22 protein-coding genes, 4 pseudogenes and 1 riboswitch are annotated in these 22184 nt (G+C 63.0%); of the genes and pseudogenes, 18 read left to right on the top strand and 8 right to left on the bottom strand.

Annotated elements, in window-relative coordinates; genetic code table 11:
• Positions 1–5: 5 nt before the first annotated feature.
• From nirD to BMY84_RS07240, 7 genes and pseudogenes are all read left to right on the top strand, one after another.
• On the top strand, positions 6–341 hold the full coding sequence (gene nirD / locus BMY84_RS07270) for a nitrite reductase small subunit NirD (protein WP_093082767.1): 336 nt from the start codon (positions 6–8) through the stop codon (positions 339–341).
• The gene (locus BMY84_RS07265) at positions 341–2950 is read left to right on the top strand and encodes a nitrate reductase (protein ID WP_093082409.1); all 2610 of its coding nucleotides are present in this window, start codon (positions 341–343) and stop codon (positions 2948–2950) included. Before nirD ends, BMY84_RS07265 begins: the two co-directional genes overlap by 1 nt.
• Positions 2937–3731 carry a uroporphyrinogen-III C-methyltransferase gene (cobA, locus tag BMY84_RS07260; RefSeq protein ID WP_093082405.1) on the top strand — a complete coding sequence of 265 codons (795 nt, stop codon included), beginning with the start codon at positions 2937–2939 and terminating at the stop codon, positions 3729–3731. The genes BMY84_RS07265 and cobA overlap by 14 nt, the downstream gene beginning before the upstream one ends.
• Before the next feature lie 143 nt (positions 3732–3874).
• Positions 3875–4045: pseudogene (locus BMY84_RS07255) on the top strand (LysR family transcriptional regulator); the annotation flags it as partial.
• Positions 4041–4283, top strand: a pseudogene (locus BMY84_RS30390) (alpha/beta hydrolase); the annotation flags it as partial. The pseudogenes BMY84_RS07255 and BMY84_RS30390, both read left to right, overlap by 5 nt.
• A pseudogene (locus BMY84_RS07245) lies at positions 4282–4614 on the top strand (pyridoxamine 5-phosphate oxidase); the annotation flags it as partial. The pseudogenes BMY84_RS30390 and BMY84_RS07245, both read left to right, overlap by 2 nt.
• Positions 4614–5083, top strand: a pseudogene (locus BMY84_RS07240) (DUF1348 family protein). The pseudogenes BMY84_RS07245 and BMY84_RS07240, both read left to right, overlap by 1 nt.
• A 54-nt stretch (positions 5084–5137) precedes the next feature.
• Here BMY84_RS07240 and BMY84_RS07235 read toward each other — a convergent pair.
• Positions 5138–6124: an MBL fold metallo-hydrolase gene (locus BMY84_RS07235; protein ID WP_093082764.1), complete on the bottom strand. Its 987-nt coding sequence runs from the start codon at positions 6122–6124 to the stop codon at positions 5138–5140.
• 20 nt (positions 6125–6144) lie between these two features.
• Complete coding sequence (locus BMY84_RS07230) at positions 6145–6903, bottom strand: SDR family oxidoreductase (RefSeq protein ID WP_256215123.1); 759 nt, start codon at positions 6901–6903, stop codon at positions 6145–6147.
• 40 nt (positions 6904–6943) lie between these two features.
• Here BMY84_RS07230 and BMY84_RS07225 point away from each other — a divergent pair, with 40 nt between their 5' ends.
• The 6 genes from BMY84_RS07225 (at position 6944) to BMY84_RS07200 (ending at position 14168) form a co-directional block, all read left to right on the top strand.
• Positions 6944–7612, top strand: coding sequence for a TetR/AcrR family transcriptional regulator (locus BMY84_RS07225; RefSeq protein ID WP_177203934.1), 669 nt, complete (start codon positions 6944–6946; stop codon positions 7610–7612).
• A gap of 54 nt (positions 7613–7666) precedes the next feature.
• On the top strand, positions 7667–8164 hold the full coding sequence (locus tag BMY84_RS07220) for a response regulator (protein ID WP_177203933.1): 498 nt from the start codon (positions 7667–7669) through the stop codon (positions 8162–8164).
• A gap of 64 nt (positions 8165–8228) precedes the next feature.
• Positions 8229–11639 carry a response regulator gene (locus BMY84_RS07215; RefSeq protein WP_256215121.1) on the top strand — a complete coding sequence of 1137 codons (3411 nt, stop codon included), beginning with the start codon at positions 8229–8231 and terminating at the stop codon, positions 11637–11639.
• A complete protein-coding gene (locus tag BMY84_RS07210; RefSeq protein ID WP_093082403.1) occupies positions 11639–12463 on the top strand; it encodes a CheR family methyltransferase in 825 nt (274 codons plus the stop codon). Before BMY84_RS07215 ends, BMY84_RS07210 begins: the two co-directional genes overlap by 1 nt.
• Complete coding sequence (locus BMY84_RS07205; RefSeq protein ID WP_093082399.1) at positions 12460–13035, top strand: chemotaxis protein CheB; 576 nt, start codon at positions 12460–12462, stop codon at positions 13033–13035. The genes BMY84_RS07210 and BMY84_RS07205 overlap by 4 nt, the downstream gene beginning before the upstream one ends.
• On the top strand, positions 13032–14168 hold the full coding sequence (locus BMY84_RS07200) for a hybrid sensor histidine kinase/response regulator (RefSeq protein ID WP_093082397.1): 1137 nt from the start codon (positions 13032–13034) through the stop codon (positions 14166–14168). The genes BMY84_RS07205 and BMY84_RS07200 overlap by 4 nt, the downstream gene beginning before the upstream one ends.
• Positions 14169–14237: 69 nt before the next feature.
• On the opposite strand, the gene BMY84_RS07195 is transcribed toward BMY84_RS07200, so the two are convergent.
• From BMY84_RS07195 to BMY84_RS07185, 3 genes are read right to left on the bottom strand one after another with little or no spacing between them, the layout of a single operon-like run.
• The gene (locus tag BMY84_RS07195) at positions 14238–16343 is read right to left on the bottom strand and encodes a prolyl oligopeptidase family serine peptidase (protein ID WP_093082394.1); all 2106 of its coding nucleotides are present in this window, start codon (positions 16341–16343) and stop codon (positions 14238–14240) included.
• 8 nt (positions 16344–16351) lie between these two features.
• Positions 16352–16636, bottom strand: a complete 285-nt coding sequence (locus BMY84_RS07190; RefSeq protein ID WP_093082750.1) for a hypothetical protein — start codon at positions 16634–16636, stop codon at positions 16352–16354.
• Positions 16637–16644: 8 nt separating this feature from the next.
• A complete protein-coding gene (locus BMY84_RS07185) occupies positions 16645–17049 on the bottom strand; it encodes a winged helix-turn-helix transcriptional regulator (protein ID WP_093082392.1) in 405 nt (134 codons plus the stop codon).
• Between the two features lie 104 nt (positions 17050–17153).
• On the opposite strand from BMY84_RS07185, the gene BMY84_RS07180 reads away from it, so the two are divergent.
• Together BMY84_RS07180 and thiC are read left to right on the top strand one after the other, a co-directional pair.
• Positions 17154–17750, top strand: coding sequence for a flavodoxin family protein (locus tag BMY84_RS07180; protein WP_093082389.1), 597 nt, complete (start codon positions 17154–17156; stop codon positions 17748–17750).
• 55 nt (positions 17751–17805) lie between these two features.
• Positions 17806–17913: riboswitch (TPP riboswitch) on the top strand.
• Between the two features lie 55 nt (positions 17914–17968).
• The gene (thiC, locus tag BMY84_RS07175) at positions 17969–19903 is read left to right on the top strand and encodes a phosphomethylpyrimidine synthase ThiC (protein WP_093082387.1); all 1935 of its coding nucleotides are present in this window, start codon (positions 17969–17971) and stop codon (positions 19901–19903) included.
• Positions 19904–19961: 58 nt separating this feature from the next.
• Here the strand turns inward: thiC and BMY84_RS07170 are convergent, their stop codons facing one another.
• From BMY84_RS07170 to BMY84_RS07160, 3 genes are all read right to left on the bottom strand, one after another.
• On the bottom strand, positions 19962–20246 hold the full coding sequence (locus BMY84_RS07170; RefSeq protein ID WP_256215119.1) for a DUF3892 domain-containing protein: 285 nt from the start codon (positions 20244–20246) through the stop codon (positions 19962–19964).
• Positions 20247–20579: 333 nt separating this feature from the next.
• Positions 20580–20846, bottom strand: a complete 267-nt coding sequence (locus tag BMY84_RS07165) for a Txe/YoeB family addiction module toxin (RefSeq protein WP_093082384.1) — start codon at positions 20844–20846, stop codon at positions 20580–20582.
• Complete coding sequence (locus tag BMY84_RS07160; protein ID WP_093082382.1) at positions 20843–21097, bottom strand: type II toxin-antitoxin system Phd/YefM family antitoxin; 255 nt, start codon at positions 21095–21097, stop codon at positions 20843–20845. The genes BMY84_RS07165 and BMY84_RS07160 overlap by 4 nt, the downstream gene beginning before the upstream one ends.
• Before the next feature lie 75 nt (positions 21098–21172).
• On the opposite strand from BMY84_RS07160, the gene BMY84_RS07155 reads away from it, so the two are divergent.
• The 3 genes from BMY84_RS07155 to BMY84_RS07145 are packed head-to-tail and all read left to right on the top strand — an operon-like array spanning position 21173 to position 22118.
• Positions 21173–21400 carry an AbrB/MazE/SpoVT family DNA-binding domain-containing protein gene (locus BMY84_RS07155; RefSeq protein WP_093021297.1) on the top strand — a complete coding sequence of 76 codons (228 nt, stop codon included), beginning with the start codon at positions 21173–21175 and terminating at the stop codon, positions 21398–21400.
• A 1-nt stretch (position 21401) separates the two neighbouring features.
• Positions 21402–21797 carry a type II toxin-antitoxin system death-on-curing family toxin gene (locus BMY84_RS07150; RefSeq protein WP_093082379.1) on the top strand — a complete coding sequence of 132 codons (396 nt, stop codon included), beginning with the start codon at positions 21402–21404 and terminating at the stop codon, positions 21795–21797.
• A 54-nt stretch (positions 21798–21851) separates the two neighbouring features.
• Complete coding sequence (locus tag BMY84_RS07145) at positions 21852–22118, top strand: LysR family transcriptional regulator (RefSeq protein WP_093082377.1); 267 nt, start codon at positions 21852–21854, stop codon at positions 22116–22118.
• Positions 22119–22184: the final 66 nt, after the last annotated feature.

Below are 22184 nucleotides of genomic sequence, written 5' to 3'. Positions count from 1 at the left end.
CATTCATGACCGACTGGATCGACATCGGAACGCTGGCCGACATTCCCCAGCGCGGCGCCCGCACGGTACAGATTGCCGGGGAGAAGGAAATCGCAGTGTTCCGCACCGGCGATGATCATGTCTTCGCGCTGGTCAATGAATGTCCGCACAAGAAGGGGCCGCTGAGCCAGGGCATCGTCCATGGCCATAGCGTCGCCTGCCCGCTGCATAACTGGAACATCGCCCTGAAGACGGGTGAGGCGCAGGGCGCGGATGAGGGGTGCACGCCGACCATCGCGGTGCGGATGGATGGTGAGCGCATCCTGATTGCGCGGCCGGTCGCGATGCAGGTGGCGGCCTGATGGGGCAGGCGGTCCGCACCACCTGCGCCTATTGCGGCGTCGGCTGCGGCATTTCCGCCACGCCGACCGGACCGCGATCGGTCGTCATCAAGGGCGACGAGGCGCATCCGGCCAATGGCGGACGCCTCTGTTCCAAGGGCACGCATCTGGGCGAAACCGTCGGCCTGACCGGCCGGCTGCTGCACCCGATGATCGGCCCCAAGCGCGCCGGTTGGGACAAGGCGCTGGATCTGGTCGCGAAGAAATTCCGCGAGACGATCGACCGCCACGGCCCCGACAGCGTCGCCTTCTATGTCTCCGGCCAGTTGATGACCGAAGATTATTATGTCGCCAACAAGCTGATGAAGGGCTTCATCGGCTCGGCGAACATCGACACCAATTCGCGCCTTTGTATGTCGAGCGCAGTCGCCGGGCATAACCGGGCCTTTGGCGAGGACATCGTGCCTGCCACCTATGGCGATCTGGAGGAAGCGGACCTGATCGTGCTGGTCGGCTCCAACACCGCCTGGTGCCACCCGATCGTCTATCAGCGGATTCAGGCCGCCCGCGCTGCACGCGGGACGAAACTGGTCGTCATCGACCCGCGCCGCACCGAAACCTGCGAGGGCGCGGACCTGCATCTCGCGCTAAAGCCCGGCACCGACGTCGCGTTGATGAACGGGCTGCTGGCTTGGTGTGATCAGGAAGGGATCACCGATCCCGCCTGGCTGGCCGATCATGTCACCGCGCCGGAGGGCTTCTGGGCCCATATCCGGACTGGTCATGATCTGTGGAGCACAGCCGCGACCTGCGACATCGAACCGGCGTTGCTGAAGCAGTTTTTCGAACTGTTCGCCGCCACCCCGCGCACCGTCACCCTGTTCAGCCAGGGGATCAATCAGTCGATCCGCGGCACCGATCAGGTCAATGCGATCATCAATGTCCATCTCGCCACCGGTCGCATCGGCAAACCGGGCGCGGCGCCTTTCTCGATCACCGGCCAGCCCAACGCCATGGGCGGGCGAGAGGTCGGCGGCCTTGCTTCGACGCTCGCTGCGCATATGGACTTCGCGCCGGACAATGTCGCGCGTGTTGGTCGTTTCTGGGCCGCGCCGACCATGGCCACCAGGCCGGGGCTGAAGGCGGTCGACCTGTTCCGCGCGATCAGCGAAGGGCGGATCAAGGCGCTGTGGATCATGGCGACCAACCCCGCGGTTTCTTTGCCGGATGCAGGCCGCGTGCGCGAGGCGCTGGAGTCGATCCCCTTCCTCGTCGTGTCGGACATCATGGCCGACACCGACAGCAGCACCCATGCCCATGTCCGCCTGCCCGCCGCCGGATGGGGCGAGAAGGACGGCACCGTCACCAACAGCGACCGCACGGTCAGCCGGCAGCGCCCCTTTCTGGCGCTGCCGGGCGAGGCCAAGCCCGACTGGTGGATCGTCAAGGAGGTCGCGCGCCGCATGGGTTGGCGCAATGCCTTCGCCTATGATCGGCCGGCCGACATCTGGCGTGAACATGCACGGCTGACCGCCTATCAGAATGACGGGCAGCGGGTGCTGAACCTGCGCGCGCAGGCGACCATCGGCAACGATGCCTATGACGCAATGCAGCCCTTTCGTTGGGGCGACCGGCCTTTTGCCGATGGCCGCTTCCCCACGCCGGACGGAAAGGCGCGACTGGTGCTGACGAAGCAGATGGACATTCAGGCGCCGCTGAAACTATGGCCGATGACGCTCAACACCGGTCGCTATCGCGACCAGTGGCACACGATGAGCCGCACCGGCCTGTCGCCCAAGCTGGCGCGTCACAGGGAAGAGCCGCTGGTCGAAATCCATCCCGCTGATGCCGTCGAACTGGGCATAGCCGATCGCGACCTCGCCCGCGTCCGGACCGCGCAGGGCAACAGCATCTTCCGCGTGAGCGTGAGCGAAGGGCAGCGACCGGGCGAAATCTTCACGCCGATCCACTGGACCGACCAGATGTCGAGCGGCGGCCGCACCGGCCTGCTGCCGCGTCCGCTGGTCGATCCCCATTCGGGTCAGCCCGGCTTCAAATTGACCCCCGCCAGCGTCGAGCGGGTCGCGACCGAGTGGAAGGGATTCCTGATCCTGCGCGGGCAGGATGCGGTGAAGCTGCCCTGCCTGTGGGCGACGAAGATCAGCGTGCCGGGTGGCGCGCTTTACGAGCTTGCGGGCAATGGCGATCCGGCCCGGCTCGACGCTTTCCTGCCCAAGGGCGACCGGGTCGAGGCGATGGACATGTCGCGCGGTACTTGCCGTATTGCCACGATCAGCGACGGCAGGCTGAACGGCGTGCTGTTCGTCACCCGCACCGGCCTGTTGCCGTCACGCGACTGGCTGATCCGCCAGCTGGAGGCCGACAATGTCGGCGGCTCCGTTCTCGCCGCGCGCGGCCCGGGTAGTCAGCCGGACAAGGGCGCAACCATCTGTGTCTGTTTCGACATCGGCCTGAATCAGATCGTCGCCGCCATCCGCGACCAGCAACTGGTCGATGTGCCCGCCGTCGGCAAAGCGCTGGGCGCGGGCACCAATTGCGGATCGTGCCGTCCGGCCATCGCCAATATTCTTGCCCAAAGCATGCAGGAGACGCTTCATGCAGCCGAATGACCTTATTGCGCCGGGGGAAGTCTGGCTGGTGGGCGCTGGTCCCGGTGACCCGGACCTGCTGACCCGCAAGGCTGAAAAGCTGATCGCGGCTGCCGAGATCATCTTCTACGACGCGCTGGTGGGAAGCTGCATACTTGATCTGATCCCCGCGCATGTCGAAAAGATAAGCGTCGGCAAGCGATCTGGGCGCCATTCGAAGGATCAGCAGACGATCGACCAGATGCTGGTCGCCGCCGCCCTGGCGGGCAAGCGCGTCGTGCGGCTGAAGGGTGGCGATCCCGCCATGTTCGCCCGCGCGACGGAGGAAATCACCGCCTTGCGTGCCATCGGCGCGACTGTACATATCTGCCCCGGCATTACGGCGGCCAGCGCTGTTGCTGCGTCGGCCGGACTGTCCCTGTCGCTGCGCGGCATCGCCCGTCGCGTCCAGTTCATCACGGCGCACAGCCGACGCGGGCAGGCTCTGGATCTAGACTGGGCGGCTCTGGCCGATCCCGCCTGCACTCTTGCGATCTATATGGGGCGGGATGCCGCGCCCGAACTCAGCCGCGCCCTCATCGCGGCTGGCCTGCCGGGAACAACGCCGGTTCTGGTGACCTGTGATGCATCGCTGCCGCAGGAACAACGGCTGCGCACCCGGCTGGACCTGCTGCCGATCGTGGTAGAAGCCTTTGCCCAAGATCGGCCGACGCTGATCCTGATCGGGGAGGCGGTTGCCCAGGCGGATGTGGTTGTGTCCGTCGGCGATAGCCGACAGCATGTTGATGGGCTGATGGCATGATGGCGCCAGGGCATAACGCCCCAGTCGGTGATCGGATCTAAGCCGGCGCATTCCTAACTGCGGATTGACCTGCCTATGGAATCCCGCGCACATCTCCGATCACAGGTGAATTGCGGAGTGTAGCATTGGACCGCTGGCAGGCCATGAAGATATGCGTCCGCGTGGCGGAAACCGGCGGTTTTGCCGAAGCTGCGCGGCAACTGCATATGAGCCCGCCGACAGTCGCGCGGGGGATCTCCTCGCTGGAGGAGGATATCGGCGTGCGGTTGCTGACACGGACCACGCGCTCGGTGAAACTGACCGAAGAGGGAAGGACTCGGCGCCTTCTGGGATACGGTCAAGGCTTATTGGAAGAGCGGATCGGCGAAGGATCGGGACGCACAGGCATGGCTCGTCGGCCTCGACGCCACCAAATTCCAATATACCGATGGTGTGCGGGACGTGTCGCGCATCAGCCCCGATCACTGGGTTCAGGACCAGGCCTTGCTCGACCGGCCGGGCAACAAGGATATCCAGCTCGACCTTTTCTATGACTATCGTACCAATGTCCCGCCTGGCCGCGAACGACCGGGCCTGCCTGATCCTGATGGATTATCCCCGGCGGGCGCGGCTGAAAATCTATACCCATGTCGAGAAGCTGGCAATCGATGCTGATCCGGCGCTCACCGATCTTGTCATGGACAAGGCGTATAAGGCGCGGGCCGAACGCATATTCCGGCTGCGGCTGGAGGCGTTCGACTGGAATTGCCCGCAACATATTACGCCGCGCTTCACCGAGCGAGAAATCGAACAGGCGGTCCGGCCGCTGCATGAACGGCTGGCGCAACTGGAAGCCGAAAACAGAGCGTTGCAGGATCGCCTCGCCAAATCGGGAGATGCATGATGGATGATATCAGACCACCCCTGCCGCCTTTCACTTTGGAGAGCACGACCAAGAAGGTACGCCTGGCCGAGGATGGCTGGAACAGCCGCGATCCGGCCAGGGCCGCCATGGCTTATACGCCGCTCAGCCAGTGGCGGAACCGTGCCGAGTTCATCAATGGCCGCTCCGTGATCATCACCTTCCTCACCCGCAAATGGTAGCGCGAACTGGATTATCGGCTGATCAAGGAATTATGGGCTTTGCCGACAACCGCATCGCGGTGCGTTTCGCCTATGAATGGCATGACGACAGCGGCAACTGGCTCCGGTCCTATGGCAACGAGAATTGGGAGTTTGACGAGAGCGGACTGATGCGCAGACGCCTTGCCTGCATCAACGACGCACCGATCAGAGCGGCGGAGCGCAAATTCCACTGGACGCAGGGGCGCCGGCCTGACGATCATCCGGGGCTGAGCGCATTCGGGCTATAGAGCGAAGGCCTGTTTCGGCCATCGAACGACCGATTAGAGGTAGAATGACGATCCTCATGTGAAGTCGGCCTGTTCTGCGGGTTGCATGGAGATGAATCTGGCCGCATCGATGTTGCGTGCGCACAAACCTGCGGTCAGACGCTGCGCAGGCTCGTCCCAGGGTTCATCCGTCAGCTTGAACGTTCCCCAATGCATGCCGATCGCCGCCCGCGCTTCCAAGTCCAGCATGATCTGGATGGCGTCGTCGGGGTCGGCATGCTGTGCCGCCATGAACCAGCGCGGCGCATAGGCGCCGATCGGGAGGATGGCGACATCGACCGGCCCAAAGCGTGCGCGCAGGTCGCGAAAGATCGCGCCGGTGCCATAGCCTGTGTCGCCAGCGAAATAGATTGTCCTGCCAGAGGCCCGGAGCATGAAGCCGCCCCACAGGGCCATGCGCCGGTCGCGGGCACCACGGGACGACCAGTGCAGCGCCGGCACGATATGCACTTCGGCCGCCGGGGCGATGTCGAAACGATCGAACCAATCCCCCGTGTCGACGCGGGCGTCGGGAATGTGGTGGCGAATGATGCTGTCATTACCCAGCGGGGTGATGATCTGTGGACGATGCCGCGCCTGAAGATCCTTCAAAGTCGAGAGGTCCAGATGATCATAATGATTATGGGACAGCAGGATGGCATCGATGGGCGGCAGATCGGCCATCCTTATGCCCGGAGGGTTCACGCGACGTGGCCCGGCAAAGGCGATCGGACTGGCACGGTCGGACCAGACCGGATCGGTCAGGATGTTGAGCCTGCCCGTCTGGATCAGCAGAGTGGCATGGCCGACCATGGTGATGCACAACCCTTCCACCCGTTCGGCCGGAACGATGGGGGACACCGGTACGGCGCTGGGCCATGGATTTTTTGGCGCCGTGCGATACCAGCGCAGAATATCGCGCAGCGACCGGTCCGTCTCCGGTTCCCCGGCGGGGTTCATGAAACGATGCCCATCAAAATGGGGGGAGGCGGGACCGGAATAATAGCGGTTTCGGGACGACATGGGGCCGGGCTCCTGTGCGGTCATTCCCCCTTTGCCCAGGCGACGGCATCGGCACCGGCGGGCAGCACGGCCGGACAGTCGGCATCGGTCGCCGCGCGGAAGATTGCGTCCGCGACATCCTGCCCCACGGTGACCGGGCCGTTGGCCGCCTGCATCATCGCCGCAAAGGTTGCCTGTGCATAGTCTGCATAGGCTTCAGGAAAGCCGCCGGCGCCCATGACATGGCCCTGGGCCGTGCCACTGAAACTGGTCGATGGCGCCATGCCGGGCATGACGACCCGAACTCTGATGCCGAATGGCGCCAGTTCATGGGCGGCGGATTCGGTGAGCGCATTCATCGCCGCCTTGCTGGCGCGATAGGCCGACAGCAGGGGCAAAGGCTTGTAGAGCGAACTGGAACTGACATTGACGATCACGCCCGAACGTTGCTCGCGCATGCCGGGCAGAACCGCCTGCATCATCGCGATCGCACCGAACAAATTGGTTTCGAACAGGGCACGCACTGTGTCGAGCGGCGTGCCCTCCACCGCATTCAGCCAGCCGAAACCGGCATTGTTGACCAGCACGTCGATCGGCCCGGCCTGCGCGATGGCAGCCGCAATACTGTCCGCATTCGTGACATCGAGCTGAAGGACGATCAGCCGATCCGACATGGGCAGACTATTGGCGGCCGGGTTGCGCATGGTCGCGACAACGCGCCAGCCCTGATCGAGGAAATGGATAGCCGTGTCGCGACCGAAACCGGTCGAACAACCGGTGATGAGGACAGTTTTCATCATAAGCTCCTTGCAGAGGACCATTGCTGCGCCATAGATATGAATGATCCTTCAGCTTTGGTATTCGCATATGAACCGCCCGCCGCCTGCCTTGCTCAAGCCACGGAAAACGCCGCAACAGACGCGCTCTGCCGTCACGATCGAGGCCATTCACCTGGCAACCATTCAGGTTTTGCTGAGCGGCGGTGTCGGGCGCCTGACCACGACGCGAGTGGCGGAGCGCGCCGGCGTCTCCGTGGGGACGATGTACCAATATTATCCGCACAAACAGGCGCTGCTCTTCGCGCTGGTCGAGCGTCAGTTCCATCTGATCGAAACGGCGATGCAAGACGCGGCAACCCAGTTGATGGGCGGCGACCTCAAGACGATTGCCCATGGCGTGGCCGCTGCCTGGCTGGACGCGAAGATGGCAGACATGGTCGCGTCCCGCGCCATCTACGGCATCGCGGCCGAATTTGACCTGTCTGAACTGTTGAGCCGGGCGGCGCGGTGCATGACGGAGGTGATCGATGCGCTGCTCGCCAGCGCCTGCGATGCGCACATCGCGGACCGGCCATCCGTGGCTTTCATGCTTGCGGCGCTGCTGGGCGGCTCCGTCCGGGTGGTTATGGAGGCCGAGTCGTCGGAAGAGAATTTCGCCCGATTGCGCCGCGAATTGCCCCAGGCCTGTCACGCCTATCTCATGGCCGCCAGCCGCGGCGCGGTGCCGTAAGCAGGCCTTGAGCACACCCCCATGCCATAATAATTTTCGGGCTGTCATCATTTGATGGAACTTTTGGCGCGGCCAGCGTTTCCCGAACTCGTCGTTCAATCGGACAGTGGGGGCATTCACAGATCCGTTGGGGGAGCGCAAGGCGCCGATGCGGAGATCTGTGTGTCGTTGGTCCAAACCGCGCCATTAGCGCACATCCTGATCGTCGAGGATGAATGTCTGATCAGGATGCTCGCGGCCGATATCGCCGCCGAGCAGGGCTATGCCGTGCTGGAAGCGGGTAACAGCGACGAAGCGTTGAACCTTCTGGACCAGCATCCGGACGTCGATCTGGTCTTTACCGACATCGATATGCCCGGCAGATGCGACGGTCTGGCCCTGGCAAAGCGCGTTCGCCACTTATGGCCTTCAATCCCTGTCGTCATCACATCGGGCAAGGTCCGTCCGAGTGCAGAAGATCTGCCTGCGGGTAGCCTTTTCCTGCCCAAGCCCTATCGGCCGGAAGAACTGGCGGGCGCCTTTGCCCAGGCCCTTGTCCAGGCGTTGCAATGACCAGAAACCAACCGCTATCTCTGCTGCGCCCCTGCCGGGCTGCCTCTTCAGGAAAGACACCAGCTTGAACCTTAATTCCGGTATCGGCGGACGCATCTGGTCGATCGCAGGCCTGTCGCTTGGCCTCCTCTTCTTTCTCATCAGCGGCCTTACCGCTTATCGGAATATTGAGACACTGCGCGCCAGCAATGAATCCATCCGTCACACCCATATGGTGCTGATCGCGCTGGACGATCTCTTGTCTGCGACGCAGGACGCCGAAACCGGCCAGCGCGGCTTTCTGCTCACCGGGGCGGACAGCTATCTCGATCCCTATAAAAGCGCTACGACAGCCGTGGGCGATGGGCTGAAAACCGTAACCGACCTGACACGCGACAATCCGACACAGCAGACCAATATCGTCGGGCTGCGCCGTCATATAGACGCCAAGCTGGCGGAACTGCGCGAAACCATCGATCTGCGCCGCACGCAGGGGTTTCAGGCGGCACTTGCCGTCGTCACCACCGATCGCGGCAAGATCGAAATGGACGCTATCCGCACTCAACTTGGCGCAATGGCGCAAGAGGAATTGCGGCTGCGTCAGATTCGCATTGAGGAGATGAACGCGGCATCGCGCATGGCGATCACCGGCGGCGTGGCGTCGGCTTTACTGGGCTGGGCGCTGACCATCATCATCTTCATGCTGTTGCGGCGGGCCAATCGTGCGCGGGTGCGGCAGGTCTGGCTTCAGGCGGGGCAGATGGGATTGGCTGACGCGATGCGCGGCGACAAGTCGGTCGAGGATCTGTCGGAAGCAATCCTGGCTTTTCTCTCCACCTATCTTGGCGCGCGGGGCGGCGCCGTGTTCAAGGGAGAACGCGGCCATTTCCATCGTACCGCCATTATGGGCGTGCCGATGGACGCCGATGTGCCGACTATCTTTGGTGTCAAGGAAGGCTTGCTGGGTCAGGTCGCTGCCGAAGGGCGCCCGATGCTGATCCACGACATTCCCGACGGCTATCTGACCATTGGCTCTGCCTTGGGCCGCGACAAGCCCCGGCATCTGGTCATCGTACCGGCCAAGGCGGACGAGGTCGTCAATGCCGTGCTGGAACTGGGCTTCTTCGACCGGGTCGATAGCCGGATCCTGGACCTGCTCGATCAGGCGTCGGCGGCGATCGGCATCGCCTTGCGCTCTGCGCGCTTCCGATCGCAGCTTCAGGATGCGCTGGAGGAAACCCAGCGACAGGCGGGCGAATTGCAGGCGCAAAGCGAAGAACTGCGCGTGTCCAATGAGGAACTGGAAGAGCAGGGGCGGGCGCTCAAGGAATCGCAGGTTCGGCTGGAACAGCAGCAGGTCGAACTGGAACAGACCAACAGCCAGTTGGAGGAACAGGCCCAGACGCTGGAAACGCAGCGGGATGAGTTGGAACGGGCCGGCGCCTCGCTCCAACTCAAGGCGCGCGAACTGGAGCAGGCGAGCCAGTATAAGTCCGACTTCCTCGCCAATATGTCGCATGAGCTGCGCACCCCGCTCAACTCGCTGCTGATCCTTTCCAAGCTGCTGGGCGACAATCCGGAAGGGACGTTGTCCGCCGATCAGGTCAAATATGCCCGCACGATCGAATCCTCCGGCAATGATCTGCTGACGCTCATCAACGATATTCTCGACCTGTCGAAGATCGAGGCGGGTCATGTCGAAATCCAGCCTGAAACCCTGTCGGTGCAACGACTGGTCGGCGATATTCGCCAGCTGTTCCAGCCGGTCGCCGACGAACGCCGGCTGGGCTTCGACATCGTCGTCGCCGAAGACATGCCTGCCGTCTTCGAATCCGACCGGCTGCGGCTGGAGCAGATACTGAAGAACCTGCTCTCCAACGCCTTCAAATTCACCGAGCGTGGCCGCGTGCAGTTCACCTTGTCGCGGGTGGCGGGGGATCGGCTGGCGCTGGAGGTGGCCGATACCGGCATCGGCATTTCCGCCGAACAGCAGGACAGCATCTTCGCCGCTTTCCACCAGGCCGACGGTACGATCAGCCGGCGCTATGGCGGCACCGGGCTTGGCCTCTCCATCTCGCGCGAACTGGCGCGCCTGCTCGGCGGCCGGATCAGCCTGAAGAGCGAGCCGGGCAAGGGCAGCCAGTTCAGCCTTACCATCCCGATCGCCTATGATGCCGCGACCGTCGCGCCGCGTGAGACAGCGCCGCCCACCATCGCCCAAGCCGCCCCTGCGCCCGCGCAGCCGCCAAGCCAGATGGCGACCACCAGCTGGGCGATCGAAGATGATCGCGACATGCTGGCTGAAGGGCGCCGCCTGCTGCTGGTGATCGAGGATGACCAGAGCTTCGCCTCGATCGTTTGCGACCTGTCGCGCGAAATGGGCTTCCAGTGCATCGTCGCTGGCACCGCCGAGGAGGCGGTTCATCTCGCCCGCAAGTTCAGGCCCAGCGCCGTCGTGCTCGACCTTGGCCTGCCCGACCAGTCGGGCCTGACCGTGCTCGACCGGCTGAAGCATGATGACGACACCCGGCATATCCCGATCCATGTCGTGTCCGCCTCCGACCATAGCCAGACGGCGCTGTCGCTTGGCGCAATCGGCTATCTGGTAAAGCCGGTGCGGCGCGATCAACTGGCCGAAGTGCTGACAGGGTTGCAGGCGAAGCTCGCGACCCGGATGCGCCGTGTCCTTATCGTCGAGGATGATGCGGTCCAGCGCGATGCCGTCGGCAGGCTGCTCCAGTCGGGCGACGTCGAAACCGTGGGCGTCGGTACCGCGGCGGAATGTCTGGAACAGCTGCGGCAGCAGACCTATGATTGCATGGTGCTGGATCTGTCGCTGCCCGACGCCTCCGGCTACAGCCTGCTCGAAACGCTCAGCCGCGATGGTACCCATGGCTTCCCGCCGGTGATCGTCTATACCGGCCGTGATCTGTCCGCCGACGACGAGCAGCGGCTGCGCCGTTATTCCAGTTCGATCATCATCAAGGGCGCCAAGTCGCCTGAGCGCCTGCTCGATGAAGTCTCGCTCTTCCTGCACCAGATCGTATCCGAACTGCCGACCGAACAGCGCAAGCTGATCCAGAAGGCGCGGCACCGCGATGCCGCGCTGGAGGGGCGCCGTATCCTCATCGTCGAGGATGACGTGCGCAATGTCTATTCGCTGACCAGCGTACTGGAACCGCGCGGCGCGGTCGTCCAGATCGCTCGTAACGGGCAGGAGGCGATCGATGCGCTGGACGCTTCGTCGGCCGATTCGACAAAGCGCATCGACCTGGTCCTGATGGACGTGATGATGCCCGTGATGGACGGCCTGACCGCCACGCGCGCGATCCGGGGCGACGCGCGCTGGAAGGATTTGTCAATCGTCATGCTAACCGCCAAGGCGATGCCGGACGACCAGCAGCGTTGTCTGGAAGCGGGCGCTAACGACTATATGGCCAAGCCGATCGATGTCGACAAACTGCTGTCGCTGGTCCGCGTCTGGATGCCGCGCTGATGGGAGACGCCGTCGAGGATATCGAGATCGCGCTGCTGTTGGAGGCGATCTACCAGCGCTATCATTATGATTTCCGCCATTATGCCCGCGCCTCGATTAAACGGCGCGTGTTGCAGGCACGCACGCAACTCGGCTTCGCCAGCATCTCCGCGATGCAGGATCGGTTGCTGCACGATCCGGCGACCTTGCCCCGGCTGCTCAACTATCTGACCGTGCAGGTCAGCGAGATGTTTCGCGACCCCTCCTATTTCCGCGCGCTGCGGGAAAAGGTGATCCCGCATCTCAAAACCTATCCCTCGCTCAGGGTCTGGGTTGCCGGGTGCAGCAATGGCGAGGAACTTTATTCCCTCTCCATCCTGTTCCGCGAAGAAGGGCTGGACCAGCGCACGCTCTTCTACGCGACGGACATCAACCCTGACGCCCTCAAAGCCGCCGAAGCCGGCGTCTACCCGCTCAGCGAAATCCGCAAATTCACCGAGAATCACCAGAAATCGGGCGCCCGCAATTCCCTGTCGGACTATTATACTGCCGATTATGGTCGCGCGGTGTTCGACAAAAGCCTGCGCGCGCAGGTCGTCTTCTCCGATCACAGTCTTGTGACCGACGCGGTCTTTGCGGAAATGCATCTCATTTCCTGCCGCAACGTCCTCATCTATTTCGACCGGCCGTTGCAGGACCGGGCGCTGGGCCTGTTCCGCGGCTCGCTTGCGCGCAAGGGCTTTCTTGGCCTCGGATCTAAGGAAAGCCTGCGCTTCTCTGCCCATGCCGATGGTTTTTCCGACTATGTGAGGGAAGAGAAAATCTACCAGAGGCGCGACGCATGAGCGCGATCCCGATCGAAGCAGTCGCGATCGGCGCATCGGCCGGTGCCGTACAGGCGCTGCTGCACATCCTTCCCGCCTTGCCGGCTGACATGATCGTGCCGATCCTGATCGTCGTCCATGTGCCGCCCGATCGCGCCAATGCGCTGGTGACCTTGTTCCAGGATCGCTGCCGGTTACGCGTCAAGGAGGCGGAGGACAAGGAACCGATCGCCAATGGCACCGTCTATTTCGCGCCCTCCGACTATCATCTGCTGGTCGAGGCGGAACGATCGCTGGCCCTCTCCTCGGACGAGGCAGTCAATCATTCCCGTCCCGCGATCGACGTCCTGTTCGAAACCGCCGCCGATGCTTTCGGCCCGGCGCTGGCCGCGATCGTCATGACCGGTGCCAATCATGACGGGGCCGAAGGGGTGCGTGCTGTGGCCGACGCCGGCGGCACTATCATCGTCGAAGATCCCGCGACCGCGCAGGTGCCGACCATGCCGGCCGCCGCGCTCGCCGCCTGCCCAACCGCGCACATCATGCCGCTCAACGATATTCTCGCCTATCTTGTGGGACTGACAGCCCGATGACCAGCCAAGCCCCACCCGTGCACTTTCTCCTGGTCGACGATCTGGAGGAAAATCTGCTCGCGCTTGAGGCGCTGCTCCAGCGCGATGGCCTGCATTGCCTCAAGGCCTGCTCCGGTGAGGAAGCGCTCGAACTGCTGCTGGTCCATGATGTCGCGCTGGCGCTGCTTGATGTGCAGATGCCGGGCATGGACGGGTTCGAGCTGGCGGAGTTCATGCGCGGCAATGAACGCGCCCGCCATATCCCGATCATCTTCCTCACCGCCGGCAGCGCCGACCTGCAACGACGCTTCCGCGGCTATGAAGCGGGGGCTGTCGATTTCATCCATAAGCCGATCGAGGCCGATATTCTCCGTTCGAAGGCCAACGTCTTCTTCGATCTTTATCAGCAGCGTCGGCAGATCGTGGCGCAGCGCGACGAACTGGCCATGCTCGCACAGGCGCTGCAGGGCGCGGATCGCCGAAAGAATGAATTTCTGGCGATCCTTGGCCATGAATTGCGCAATCCCATCATGGCGCTTGGCGCCGGGCTGCACCTGCTCGAACGGCGCGAGGGGACAGATGCTGCGCGGTCTATCCGTAGTCAGATGGACCGCCATGTCCGCCATGTCTCCCGCCTTGTCGAGGATCTGCTCGACATTGCCCGTATCGATCAGGGGAAAATCTCGCTCAACAAGGAAAGGGTCGTCCTTCAAGACGCCCTGACCTTCGCGATCGAGGCTAGCCAGCCCTCGATCGACGCGGGTGGCCATGCTCTGACCGTCACTATGCCCGACACGCCGATCTGGATGGAGGTCGATTACACGCGCGTCGCACAGATCGTCAGCAATCTGCTCAACAATGCCGCCAAATATACGCCGTCTGGCGGGGCGATCCGGCTGACCCTTTTGGCTGGCGACGATTGGATAGAGATCGAAATTGCCGATAATGGCATAGGCATTCCGGCGGATATGCAGGCGAGGATTTTCGATCTCTTCGCGCAGGTGCAGTCGGGCAACAAAGCAACGCAAGAGGGGCTGGGTATCGGTCTCGCGCTCGTCAAACAGTTGGTTCAATTGCACAATGGCGACATTGTCTTGAAATCCAGCGATGCAATATCGGGAAGCCTATTCGCCATCAGGCTACCGCGTCTGTAGATCGGCGATCATGGCGCTGAGAGTCTGTCTGGAAATGCGCCTCTGGCGCACTCCCAAACGAGGCCCCCCCTATTTCCCCTCCAGCCGCTGGCTGAAATAGACCATCTGCATCGCCTGCAAGCGCGCGCCCTGTTCGATATCCGCGTCGCCCGAATGGCCCCCGGCCGTATCCTCGTAGAAATGATAGGGGATGCCATAATCCTTCAGCCGCGCCGCGAATTTGCGGGCATGTTGCGGCCCCACCCGATCGTCCTTGGTGGTGGTCCAGATATAGGGCGTGGGGTATTTCACCCCTTTGCGGATATTGGCATAGGGCGAAATCTTTTCCAGAAACGCCTTTTCCGCCGGCACCGACACGCTGCCATATTCATCGACCCAGGACGCACCGGCCGCAATCTGTTCATAACGGATCATGTCCAGCAACGGCACCTGAATGACCACGCCATTCCACAGGTCGGGATGCTGGTTGAACTCCACCCCCATCAGCAGCCCGCCATTGGACCCGCCATAGATGCCGAACTTCTTCGGCGATGACAGTTTGCGCGCAAAGATATCCTGCGCCACCGCCGCGAAATCATCATAGATGATCTGGCGCCTGGTCTTCAGCCCCGCCTCATGCCAGGCCGGGCCGAACTCGCCGCCACCGCGAATATTGGCCAGCACGAAACTATTGCCCCGCTCCAGCCACAGCTTGCCGGTGATCGCGGCATAGCTGGGCGTCATCGGCACCTCGAACCCGCCATAGGCGGTCATGATCGTCGGCGTGCTGCCGTCGGGCGTCATCCCCTTCTTGTGGACGATGAAATAGGGGATTTTCGTCCCGTCGGTGGACGTCGCCTCGAACTGTTCGACCACCAGCCCCGCCGCATCGAAACGCGCGGGCATCGCCTTGACCTGCACCGGCCTGGGATCGGCCGCATCCATCGCCCACAGCGTCGTCGGCGCCAGGAATCCTGCCACCGCCAGATAGGCCTTATCGTCCTTGTCGCTCGCGCTCGCGATGGAGATGGTCGCATTGTCGGGCAGCGTCACCGGCTTGCTCGTCCAGCCCGTGGCGCTCGGCGTCAAAATCTGCACCCGCCCGCGCACATTGTCGTTGATCGACAGGATCACATGGCCCTTGGTCGCCGCCACGCCATCGATCGACTGGCGCGCATTGGGCGCGAACAGGATTTGCGGCTTCAACACTTCGCCCGATTGCAGCGTGGCCAGCGGCACGGCGGCCAGCGATCCGCTCGGCACGGTCACGCCGCCGCTCGTCCATTCCTCGCTGGTCTGGATCAGCACCTGCCCTTCGACCATGCCCTGCAACTGGCTCTTGGTCGGCAGCGGCAGTTTCTTCACCGCGCCGTCCGTCACCAGATAGGTCTCGTTGCCGAAGAAGGTGACCCCGCGATAGAGGAAGGCCGCCCGGTTGCCCGACCCGTCCGACAGGATCATCGGGAAGGTGCCGACCTGATCGCTCGCTTCGCCGCGATAGACCTCCTTCGCGGCCGACAGCGGTTCGCCCCGTTTCAATATCTTCACGACGAAGGGATAGCCCGACTTGGTCATGCTCCCCCCCTGCTGATCGGCGCCCCAGTCGCGCGCGATCAGGATGCTGTCCTTGTCCAGCCAGCCCTCATTCTGCTTCGACTTGGGGATGTCGAACCCGCCCTTGACGAACTGTCCCGTCTGGAGGTCGAACTCGCGCAGCGTCACCGCATCCTCGCCACCGTCGGACAGGTTGAGCAGCGCCAGTCTTTCCTCCGGATCGAGGATATTGGCGCCCTTCCACACCCATTTCTTGCCCTCGGCCTTCGACAGCGCATCCAGATCCAGCACCGTCGTCCAGTGCGGCGCGTCGGTCGCATAGTCGGTCGGCGAGGTATAACGCCAGATGCCCTGCGGATGATCGGCGTCGCGCCAGAAATTATAGACCCGGCCATGGATCAGCATCGGCATGGCGATCCGGTCCTTGGCTGACGCGATCGCCAGCGCGTCCTTATAATAGCCCGCATAGCGCGGATCATTCTGGAAGGCGGCCAGCGTCGCCTTATTCTCCGCCTCCACCCACTGCATCGCGCGCGGACCGGTCCAGTCCTCCAGCCACACGAACGGATCGTCAGCAGGAGCCGGGGCGGAAGGGGGCGCGCCTGCGCCGGTCAGAAGGGCAGCGGAAACCAAGCTCATCATCCTTTTCTTCACGTCCGTTCACTCCCCCGCATCATCATCCGCTCGCGTCGGTATCGTCGCCGCAACAGCGCCCCGGCCACCAGCAGGGGCAGCGCGGCAATACAGGCGATCAGCCCCAGCCAGACCGGCGACCAGCCCATCAGACTGTGCAGGCCAAAGGCGGAAGGCGCGATCAGCAGCAACGCGCCGATCGCCAGCAGCCACAATCCCCAGCGGCGCGGCCGCACCGCCACCATGCGCATCTCATGCCGCAACGCCTTGCGCCCGGTTCTGGTCGATGGATCGATCGGCATTTCGGATGTCACGCGGCCTCCGCCTGCCGCACGGCATAGTCGCCCCGCGCCTGCACCACCGCGCCATGATAGGTTTCGATCCAGTGGAACAGCGGCCCCAGCGCGTCGCCCAATGTCATGCCAAGCGGCGTCAGCGCATATTCGACATGGGGTGGCACAGTCGCGAAATCATGCCGCGTCACCAGTCCGTTCGCTTCCAGTGCCCGCAAGGTCTGGGTCAGCATCTTCTGGCTGATACCGCCAATATGCCGCTTCAGTTCGCCATTGCGGCGCACACCGCGCCCCACCACCAGCAGGACCAGCAGGCTCCATCGATCGCCGATCAGATCCAGCATCTCGCGCGAAGGACAGGCTGCATCGCATGGATCGACCCGTGCGGCCCATGCGGGAACGGTGCTGGTTGTCGCGCTCATCGGTAGTTACTCCAAGGTGCGTACTTCACTTTCAGTACCTATCGCCTCATCTTGTCTTTCGCAAGCCGGCTGCACCCTCATGACGTGCAACAAGGATAGTTCAAATGAGCAAGATCGCCATCGTCTACCATAGCGGCTTCGGCCATACCGACGTGCTGGCGCGTGACGTCGCCCAGGGCGTTACCGACAGCGGAGCCACCGCCGACCTGCTGCGCATCGACAGCGCCCAGGCCGATTTCGGCGAATTTTTCGATCGCATTGCCGATGCCGACGCCATCATCTTCGGCTCGCCCACCTATATGGGTAGCGTTTCCGCGCCGATGAAGGCTTTCATGGACGCCAGCGCCAAAGTCTATTTCACCAAGCAATGGAAGGACAAGCTGGGTGCGGCCTTCACCGTCTCCGGTTCGCCGTCGGGCGACAAGCTCAACACGCTGACCAGCCTCGCCCTTTTTGCGGCCCAGCATGGCATGCTCTGGATCGGCACCGGCCAGAATCCCGGCAATAATGACGATGAAAGCGCCGCGACCGAGGTCGAGAACCGCCTCGGCAGCTTCATCGGCGCCATGGCCCAAGCCGCCAATGACAGCCCTGACGTCACGCCCAAGGCCGGCGACCGCGCCACCGCCCGCTCGCTCGGCCATCGCGTGGCGCAGGCGGCGGCCCGCTGGCGTGTGGGCGCCGAAGCGATCAACGCCTGACCGATGCTGGGCGGGCAGGGGCTTCCCCTGCCGCCGCGCTTGCGCTATCCAAGGCGCATATCCCCGGGGGACCGTCCGCAGACGGTTGAGAGGTGGCTTTGTGGCCACGACCCGCTGAACCTGATCCAGTTGACACTGGCGTAGGGAGGGAAGCGCGTCGTGCCACTCATCCCGTGACACCGCCCGCACTCTCTTTCCGCCTGAAGGAGAGAGAAGATATGGCAGACGTCCCCGCCCGCACCGAGATGCGCGTTACGACCGGTCCCATTCGGGGCTCGAAGAAAATCCATGTCGGCCCCCGCCGCGTCGCGATGCGCGAAATCCATCTGGAGCCGGGCAGCGGCGAGCCGCCGGTCCGCGTCTATGACACATCCGGCCCCTATACCGATCCGGACGCGCAGATCGACATCATGGCCGGCCTGCATCAGTTGCGCCGCGACTGGATCGTCGAACGCGGCGATGTCGAGGACTATGATGCCCGCGCGATCAAGCCGGAGGATAATGGCCTGAAGGGGCCGGATCGGAGCGCCACCGGCACAGTCTCGACTGTGACGGAATCCAGAAATGGACGGGTCCAGCCCTTCCCGAACGTGGTGAAACGCCCGCTGCGCGCCAGGCCCGGCATGAACGTCTCCCAGATGCATTATGCCCGTCGCGGCATCATCACCCCGGAAATGGAATATGTCGCCGAGCGCGAAAATCTCGGCCGCGCCCGCCTCGCAGACTATGTCCGCGACGGCGAAAGCTGGGGCGCGTCGATCCCCGACTATGTGACGCCCGAATTCGTGCGCGATGAAGTCGCGCGCGGCCGTGCCATCATCCCGTCCAACATCAACCACCCGGAATCCGAGCCGATGGCGATCGGCCGCAATTTCCTGGTAAAGATCAACGCCAATATCGGCAATTCGGCGGTCGCCTCCGACGTCGCCGCCGAAGTCGACAAGCTGGTCTGGTCGATCCGCTGGGGCGCCGACACGGTGATGGACCTCTCCACCGGCCGCAACATCCACGACACGCGCGAATGGATCATCCGCAACTCGCCCGTGCCGATCGGCACCGTCCCCATCTATCAGGCGCTCGAAAAGGTCGGCGGCATCGCCGAAGACCTGACATGGGACGTGTTTCGCGACACGCTGATCGAGCAAGCCGAACAGGGCGTCGACTATTTCACCATCCATGCCGGCGTGCGCCTCGCCTATATCCCGATGGCGGCCAAGCGCGTCACCGGCATCGTCTCGCGCGGCGGATCGATCATGGCGAAGTGGTGCCTGGCGCACCACAAGGAGAGCTTCCTCTACGAGCATTTCGACGAGATCACGGAGATCATGAAGGCCTATGACATCGCCTATTCCTTGGGCGACGGCCTGCGCCCCGGCTCCATCGCCGACGCAAACGACGAAGCGCAATTCTCCGAACTCTACACGCTGGGCGAACTGACCCACCGCGCCTGGAAACAGGATGTACAGGTGATGATCGAAGGCCCCGGCCATGTCCCCATGCACAAGATCAAGGAGAATATGGAAAAGCAGCTCCAGGTCTGCGGCGAAGCGCCCTTCTATACGCTGGGGCCGCTCACCACCGACATCGCGCCGGGCTATGACCATATCACCAGCGGCATCGGCGCGGCGCAGATCGGCTGGTATGGCACGGCGATGCTCTGCTACGTCACGCCCAAGGAGCATCTGGGCCTGCCCGACCGCGACGATGTGAAGGTCGGCGTGGTGACGTACAAGCTCGCCGCCCACGCGGCTGACCTTGCCAAGGGCCATCCGGCCGCCCAGGTCCGCGACGACGCGCTAAGCCGCGCCCGCTTCGAATTCCGCTGGCGCGACCAGTTCAACCTGAGCCTCGACCCCGACACGGCCGAAAAATATCACGACCAGACGCTCCCGGCTGAAGGGGCGAAGAGCGCACATTTCTGCTCCATGTGCGGCCCCAAATTCTGCTCGATGAAGATCACGCAGGAAGTGCGTGATTTCGCCGCAAAGAAGAACCAGTCCGCCGACGGCTTCCTGGAAGCGGGCCTGACCGGCGCGGAAGTGGCCGAAGCCAGCAAGGCCGCGGCGCTGAAAGGCATGGAAGAAATGAGCAAGCTCTTCAAGCAAACCGGCAGCGAGCTCTATATGGGCGCTGGCGGGCGGGAGCATGATTGAATCAAATGGGGCGACCGGTGGAGCATTCCACCGGTCGCCCCCTGATTTCATGCTATGTTTAAGGACATTCGGGCAGACTGAGCAGATTGTTCGGCTGTTCGCCATCATTCTGCGTCTTGAGATATTTATTGCCTGCCACTGATGTTGCGACAATCACCCAGACCGTGCTGCCATTGACACTGACATAAAATTGCCAGGTCTTCGACTCGATGGCTGCAATTGCGTCCGTCTGAGTCAGCTTCCAGCGGCGAGGATGGCCGCCGCCAATATGCGAGATGCGGTCATGAGCACTATAACGGTTGGTTTTGTTAATACATTGAATTTGTGCAGTTTTCGTCATCATGCTTCTCCTGCCCGACGGCAAGCAGAGCGCCGGGTTGTCAAAAGATTGAGAACGCCGTAATCCCGCACTGCTCCTAGTCAGAGCACGGAAACGGGCGCTGCCTGCTTCTCTAGGGGGATTTCCGCTGGCAGGCGGTTGTCCCCCTAGTTTCGACATAGCAACGAAAAACAAATGTTGAAAGAAAGAATGCCCGTGCCGTCCTTATTTAAAACAGAAGCATCATGTGCTACTGGTTGTGGGCCCGCCTAAAAGGACGGCACGTTGCGGCTGGACTGCGATCTCTGACGAGCGTGGCTGATCTTCCCAGATTAGCCACGCTCAAATCAGCCATATTCAATAATGATACCGGCACTGCGCCACTTCCAGCGACTGGGCATCGCCCTTGCCGCTGACCCGATAGACCAGCCGATGTTCCTGGTTGATCCTGCGTGACCACCAGCCGCTGAGGTTGCCGCCGAGCGGTTCCGGTTTACCCGTGCCGCGAAAAGGATCACGCGCGCATTCCTTGAGCAGAGTGTTGACGCGCGCCAGCATCCTCACATCCGTGCCCTGCCAATGAAGATAGTCTTCCCATGCCGTGGGCCAGAAGACGATCTTCATGGCTCGATCAGTTCATGCTCCTCGCCGCCGCCAGCCTCCAGGCCGCGAATGGCCTCCAGCAGTCGCTCGGCATTGCGCGGGGAAGCCATCAGGTGAATAGTCTCCTGCATGCCTTCCCACTCGCTTTCCGAGATCATCACTACGCCCTCGCCCTTGGGCCGCACAATCTGGATCGGAGCCTTGTCGGCAACGACACGATCAAGCACGGCCTTGAGATTGGCGCGGGTTTCGGAAACGCTGAGAGTCTGCATGCGATTCTTGTACAGAAATCCGTACAAAATTGCAAAGCGATTGAGTGCTTCCCAGCATCATGTTATAACTCCCGTATGAACATGCCCCTCAAAATCACGAAGATCGGCAACAGCGCCGGGGTAATCCTGCCCAAGGAATTGCTGGCGCATCTTCAGGCTGCCGCTGGCGACAGCCTCTCGGTCGTCCTCACCCCGCGCGGGATCGAACTCTCCGCCGCCGAGCCGGATTTCGATGCCCAGATGGCCGCCGCGCGCGAGGTGATGGCCCGGCGCAAGCGGGCGCTGCGCGAACTGGCCAAATAAGATGGCCGGCCCGGACTGGGTCTGGGTTACGCTGGCCGTGGCGGAGGCCGCCCATGCCGAACAGATTGCCGAACATGGTGGTGGGGGCGATGCCCTGCGCGATCGCGGCCTGTTCGAAAGCGCGATGGCGCGCCCGCAGCAACTGGCTCATTATGGCGATCCCAATGCCGCCGCGCTGGCCGCCGCCTATGCCTATGGCCTTGCGCGCAATCATCCCTTTGTCGACGGCAACAAGCGGATCGCGGCGGTGGTCAGCGAAACCTTCCTGCTGCTCAACGGTCATATCCTGATGGCGAGCGACGCCGAACTGGTCGTCGCCTTCCTCGAACTGGCGGCGGGCACTCTGTCCGAAGACGACCTTGCGGACTGGTTCCGCGCCCATCTCACCACCGCCTGACCCTCTTTCCTATTTCCCTTCCAAAATAGGATTTCGCCTGATCTATCCTGCTGGATGGAACAGCAAGCATCCCCTTCCGCCCCCGCGCGCTGGACGCCTGTCCGGCAGCGCCTCTTCCTCACCACCCTGTTCGAATGCGGCAGCGTCGTGCAGGCGGCCCGCACGGCGGGCATGTCGGCGTCCAGCGCACATCGGCTGCGCCGTCGGCTGGCGGGCACGCCCTTCGACCATGACTGGAGCCGCGCGCTGGAACTGCACGCCCATGCGCTTGCCGATCCGATTGCCGGTCATCGCCGTCCGCCCGCCCCGGCGCGGCGCTGACGCGGCCATGGGGCGGGGCAGGGGCATCATAGTGGCGTTACAGTCGCGCACCTGTTGCGCGGTCGT

It is taken from the genome of Sphingobium sp. AP50 (assembly GCF_900109095.1).
GTDB lineage: Bacteria > Pseudomonadota > Alphaproteobacteria > Sphingomonadales > Sphingomonadaceae > Sphingobium.
The sequence above is the reverse complement of the archived record's forward strand: the minus strand, read 5'-3'. Positions and strand labels throughout refer to the sequence as shown.

Bases quoted from the DNA above. Each gene is read 5' to 3' on its own strand.
- nirD (WP_093082767.1), top strand. From the start codon at position 6: ATGACCGACTGGATCGACATCGGAACGCTGGCCGACATTCCCCAGCGC.
- BMY84_RS07265 (WP_093082409.1), top strand. From the start codon at position 341: ATGGGGCAGGCGGTCCGCACCACCTGCGCCTATTGCGGCGTCGGCTGC.
- cobA (WP_093082405.1), top strand. From the start codon at position 2,937: ATGCAGCCGAATGACCTTATTGCGCCGGGGGAAGTCTGGCTGGTGGGC.
- BMY84_RS07235 (WP_093082764.1), bottom strand. From the start codon at position 6,124: ATGTCGTCCCGAAACCGCTATTATTCCGGTCCCGCCTCCCCCCATTTT.
- BMY84_RS07230 (WP_256215123.1), bottom strand. From the start codon at position 6,903: ATGATGAAAACTGTCCTCATCACCGGTTGTTCGACCGGTTTCGGTCGC.
- BMY84_RS07225 (WP_177203934.1), top strand. From the start codon at position 6,944: ATGATCCTTCAGCTTTGGTATTCGCATATGAACCGCCCGCCGCCTGCC.
- BMY84_RS07220 (WP_177203933.1), top strand. From the start codon at position 7,667: ATGGAACTTTTGGCGCGGCCAGCGTTTCCCGAACTCGTCGTTCAATCG.
- BMY84_RS07210 (WP_093082403.1), top strand. From the start codon at position 11,639: ATGGGAGACGCCGTCGAGGATATCGAGATCGCGCTGCTGTTGGAGGCG.
- BMY84_RS07205 (WP_093082399.1), top strand. From the start codon at position 12,460: ATGAGCGCGATCCCGATCGAAGCAGTCGCGATCGGCGCATCGGCCGGT.
- BMY84_RS07200 (WP_093082397.1), top strand. From the start codon at position 13,032: ATGACCAGCCAAGCCCCACCCGTGCACTTTCTCCTGGTCGACGATCTG.
- BMY84_RS07195 (WP_093082394.1), bottom strand. From the start codon at position 16,343: ATGATGAGCTTGGTTTCCGCTGCCCTTCTGACCGGCGCAGGCGCGCCC.
- BMY84_RS07190 (WP_093082750.1), bottom strand. From the start codon at position 16,636: ATGCCGATCGATCCATCGACCAGAACCGGGCGCAAGGCGTTGCGGCAT.
- BMY84_RS07185 (WP_093082392.1), bottom strand. From the start codon at position 17,049: ATGAGCGCGACAACCAGCACCGTTCCCGCATGGGCCGCACGGGTCGAT.
- BMY84_RS07180 (WP_093082389.1), top strand. From the start codon at position 17,154: ATGAGCAAGATCGCCATCGTCTACCATAGCGGCTTCGGCCATACCGAC.
- thiC (WP_093082387.1), top strand. From the start codon at position 17,969: ATGGCAGACGTCCCCGCCCGCACCGAGATGCGCGTTACGACCGGTCCC.
- BMY84_RS07170 (WP_256215119.1), bottom strand. From the start codon at position 20,246: ATGATGACGAAAACTGCACAAATTCAATGTATTAACAAAACCAACCGT.
- BMY84_RS07165 (WP_093082384.1), bottom strand. From the start codon at position 20,846: ATGAAGATCGTCTTCTGGCCCACGGCATGGGAAGACTATCTTCATTGG.
- BMY84_RS07160 (WP_093082382.1), bottom strand. From the start codon at position 21,097: ATGCAGACTCTCAGCGTTTCCGAAACCCGCGCCAATCTCAAGGCCGTG.
- BMY84_RS07155 (WP_093021297.1), top strand. From the start codon at position 21,173: ATGAACATGCCCCTCAAAATCACGAAGATCGGCAACAGCGCCGGGGTA.
- BMY84_RS07150 (WP_093082379.1), top strand. From the start codon at position 21,402: ATGGCCGGCCCGGACTGGGTCTGGGTTACGCTGGCCGTGGCGGAGGCC.
- BMY84_RS07145 (WP_093082377.1), top strand. From the start codon at position 21,852: ATGGAACAGCAAGCATCCCCTTCCGCCCCCGCGCGCTGGACGCCTGTC.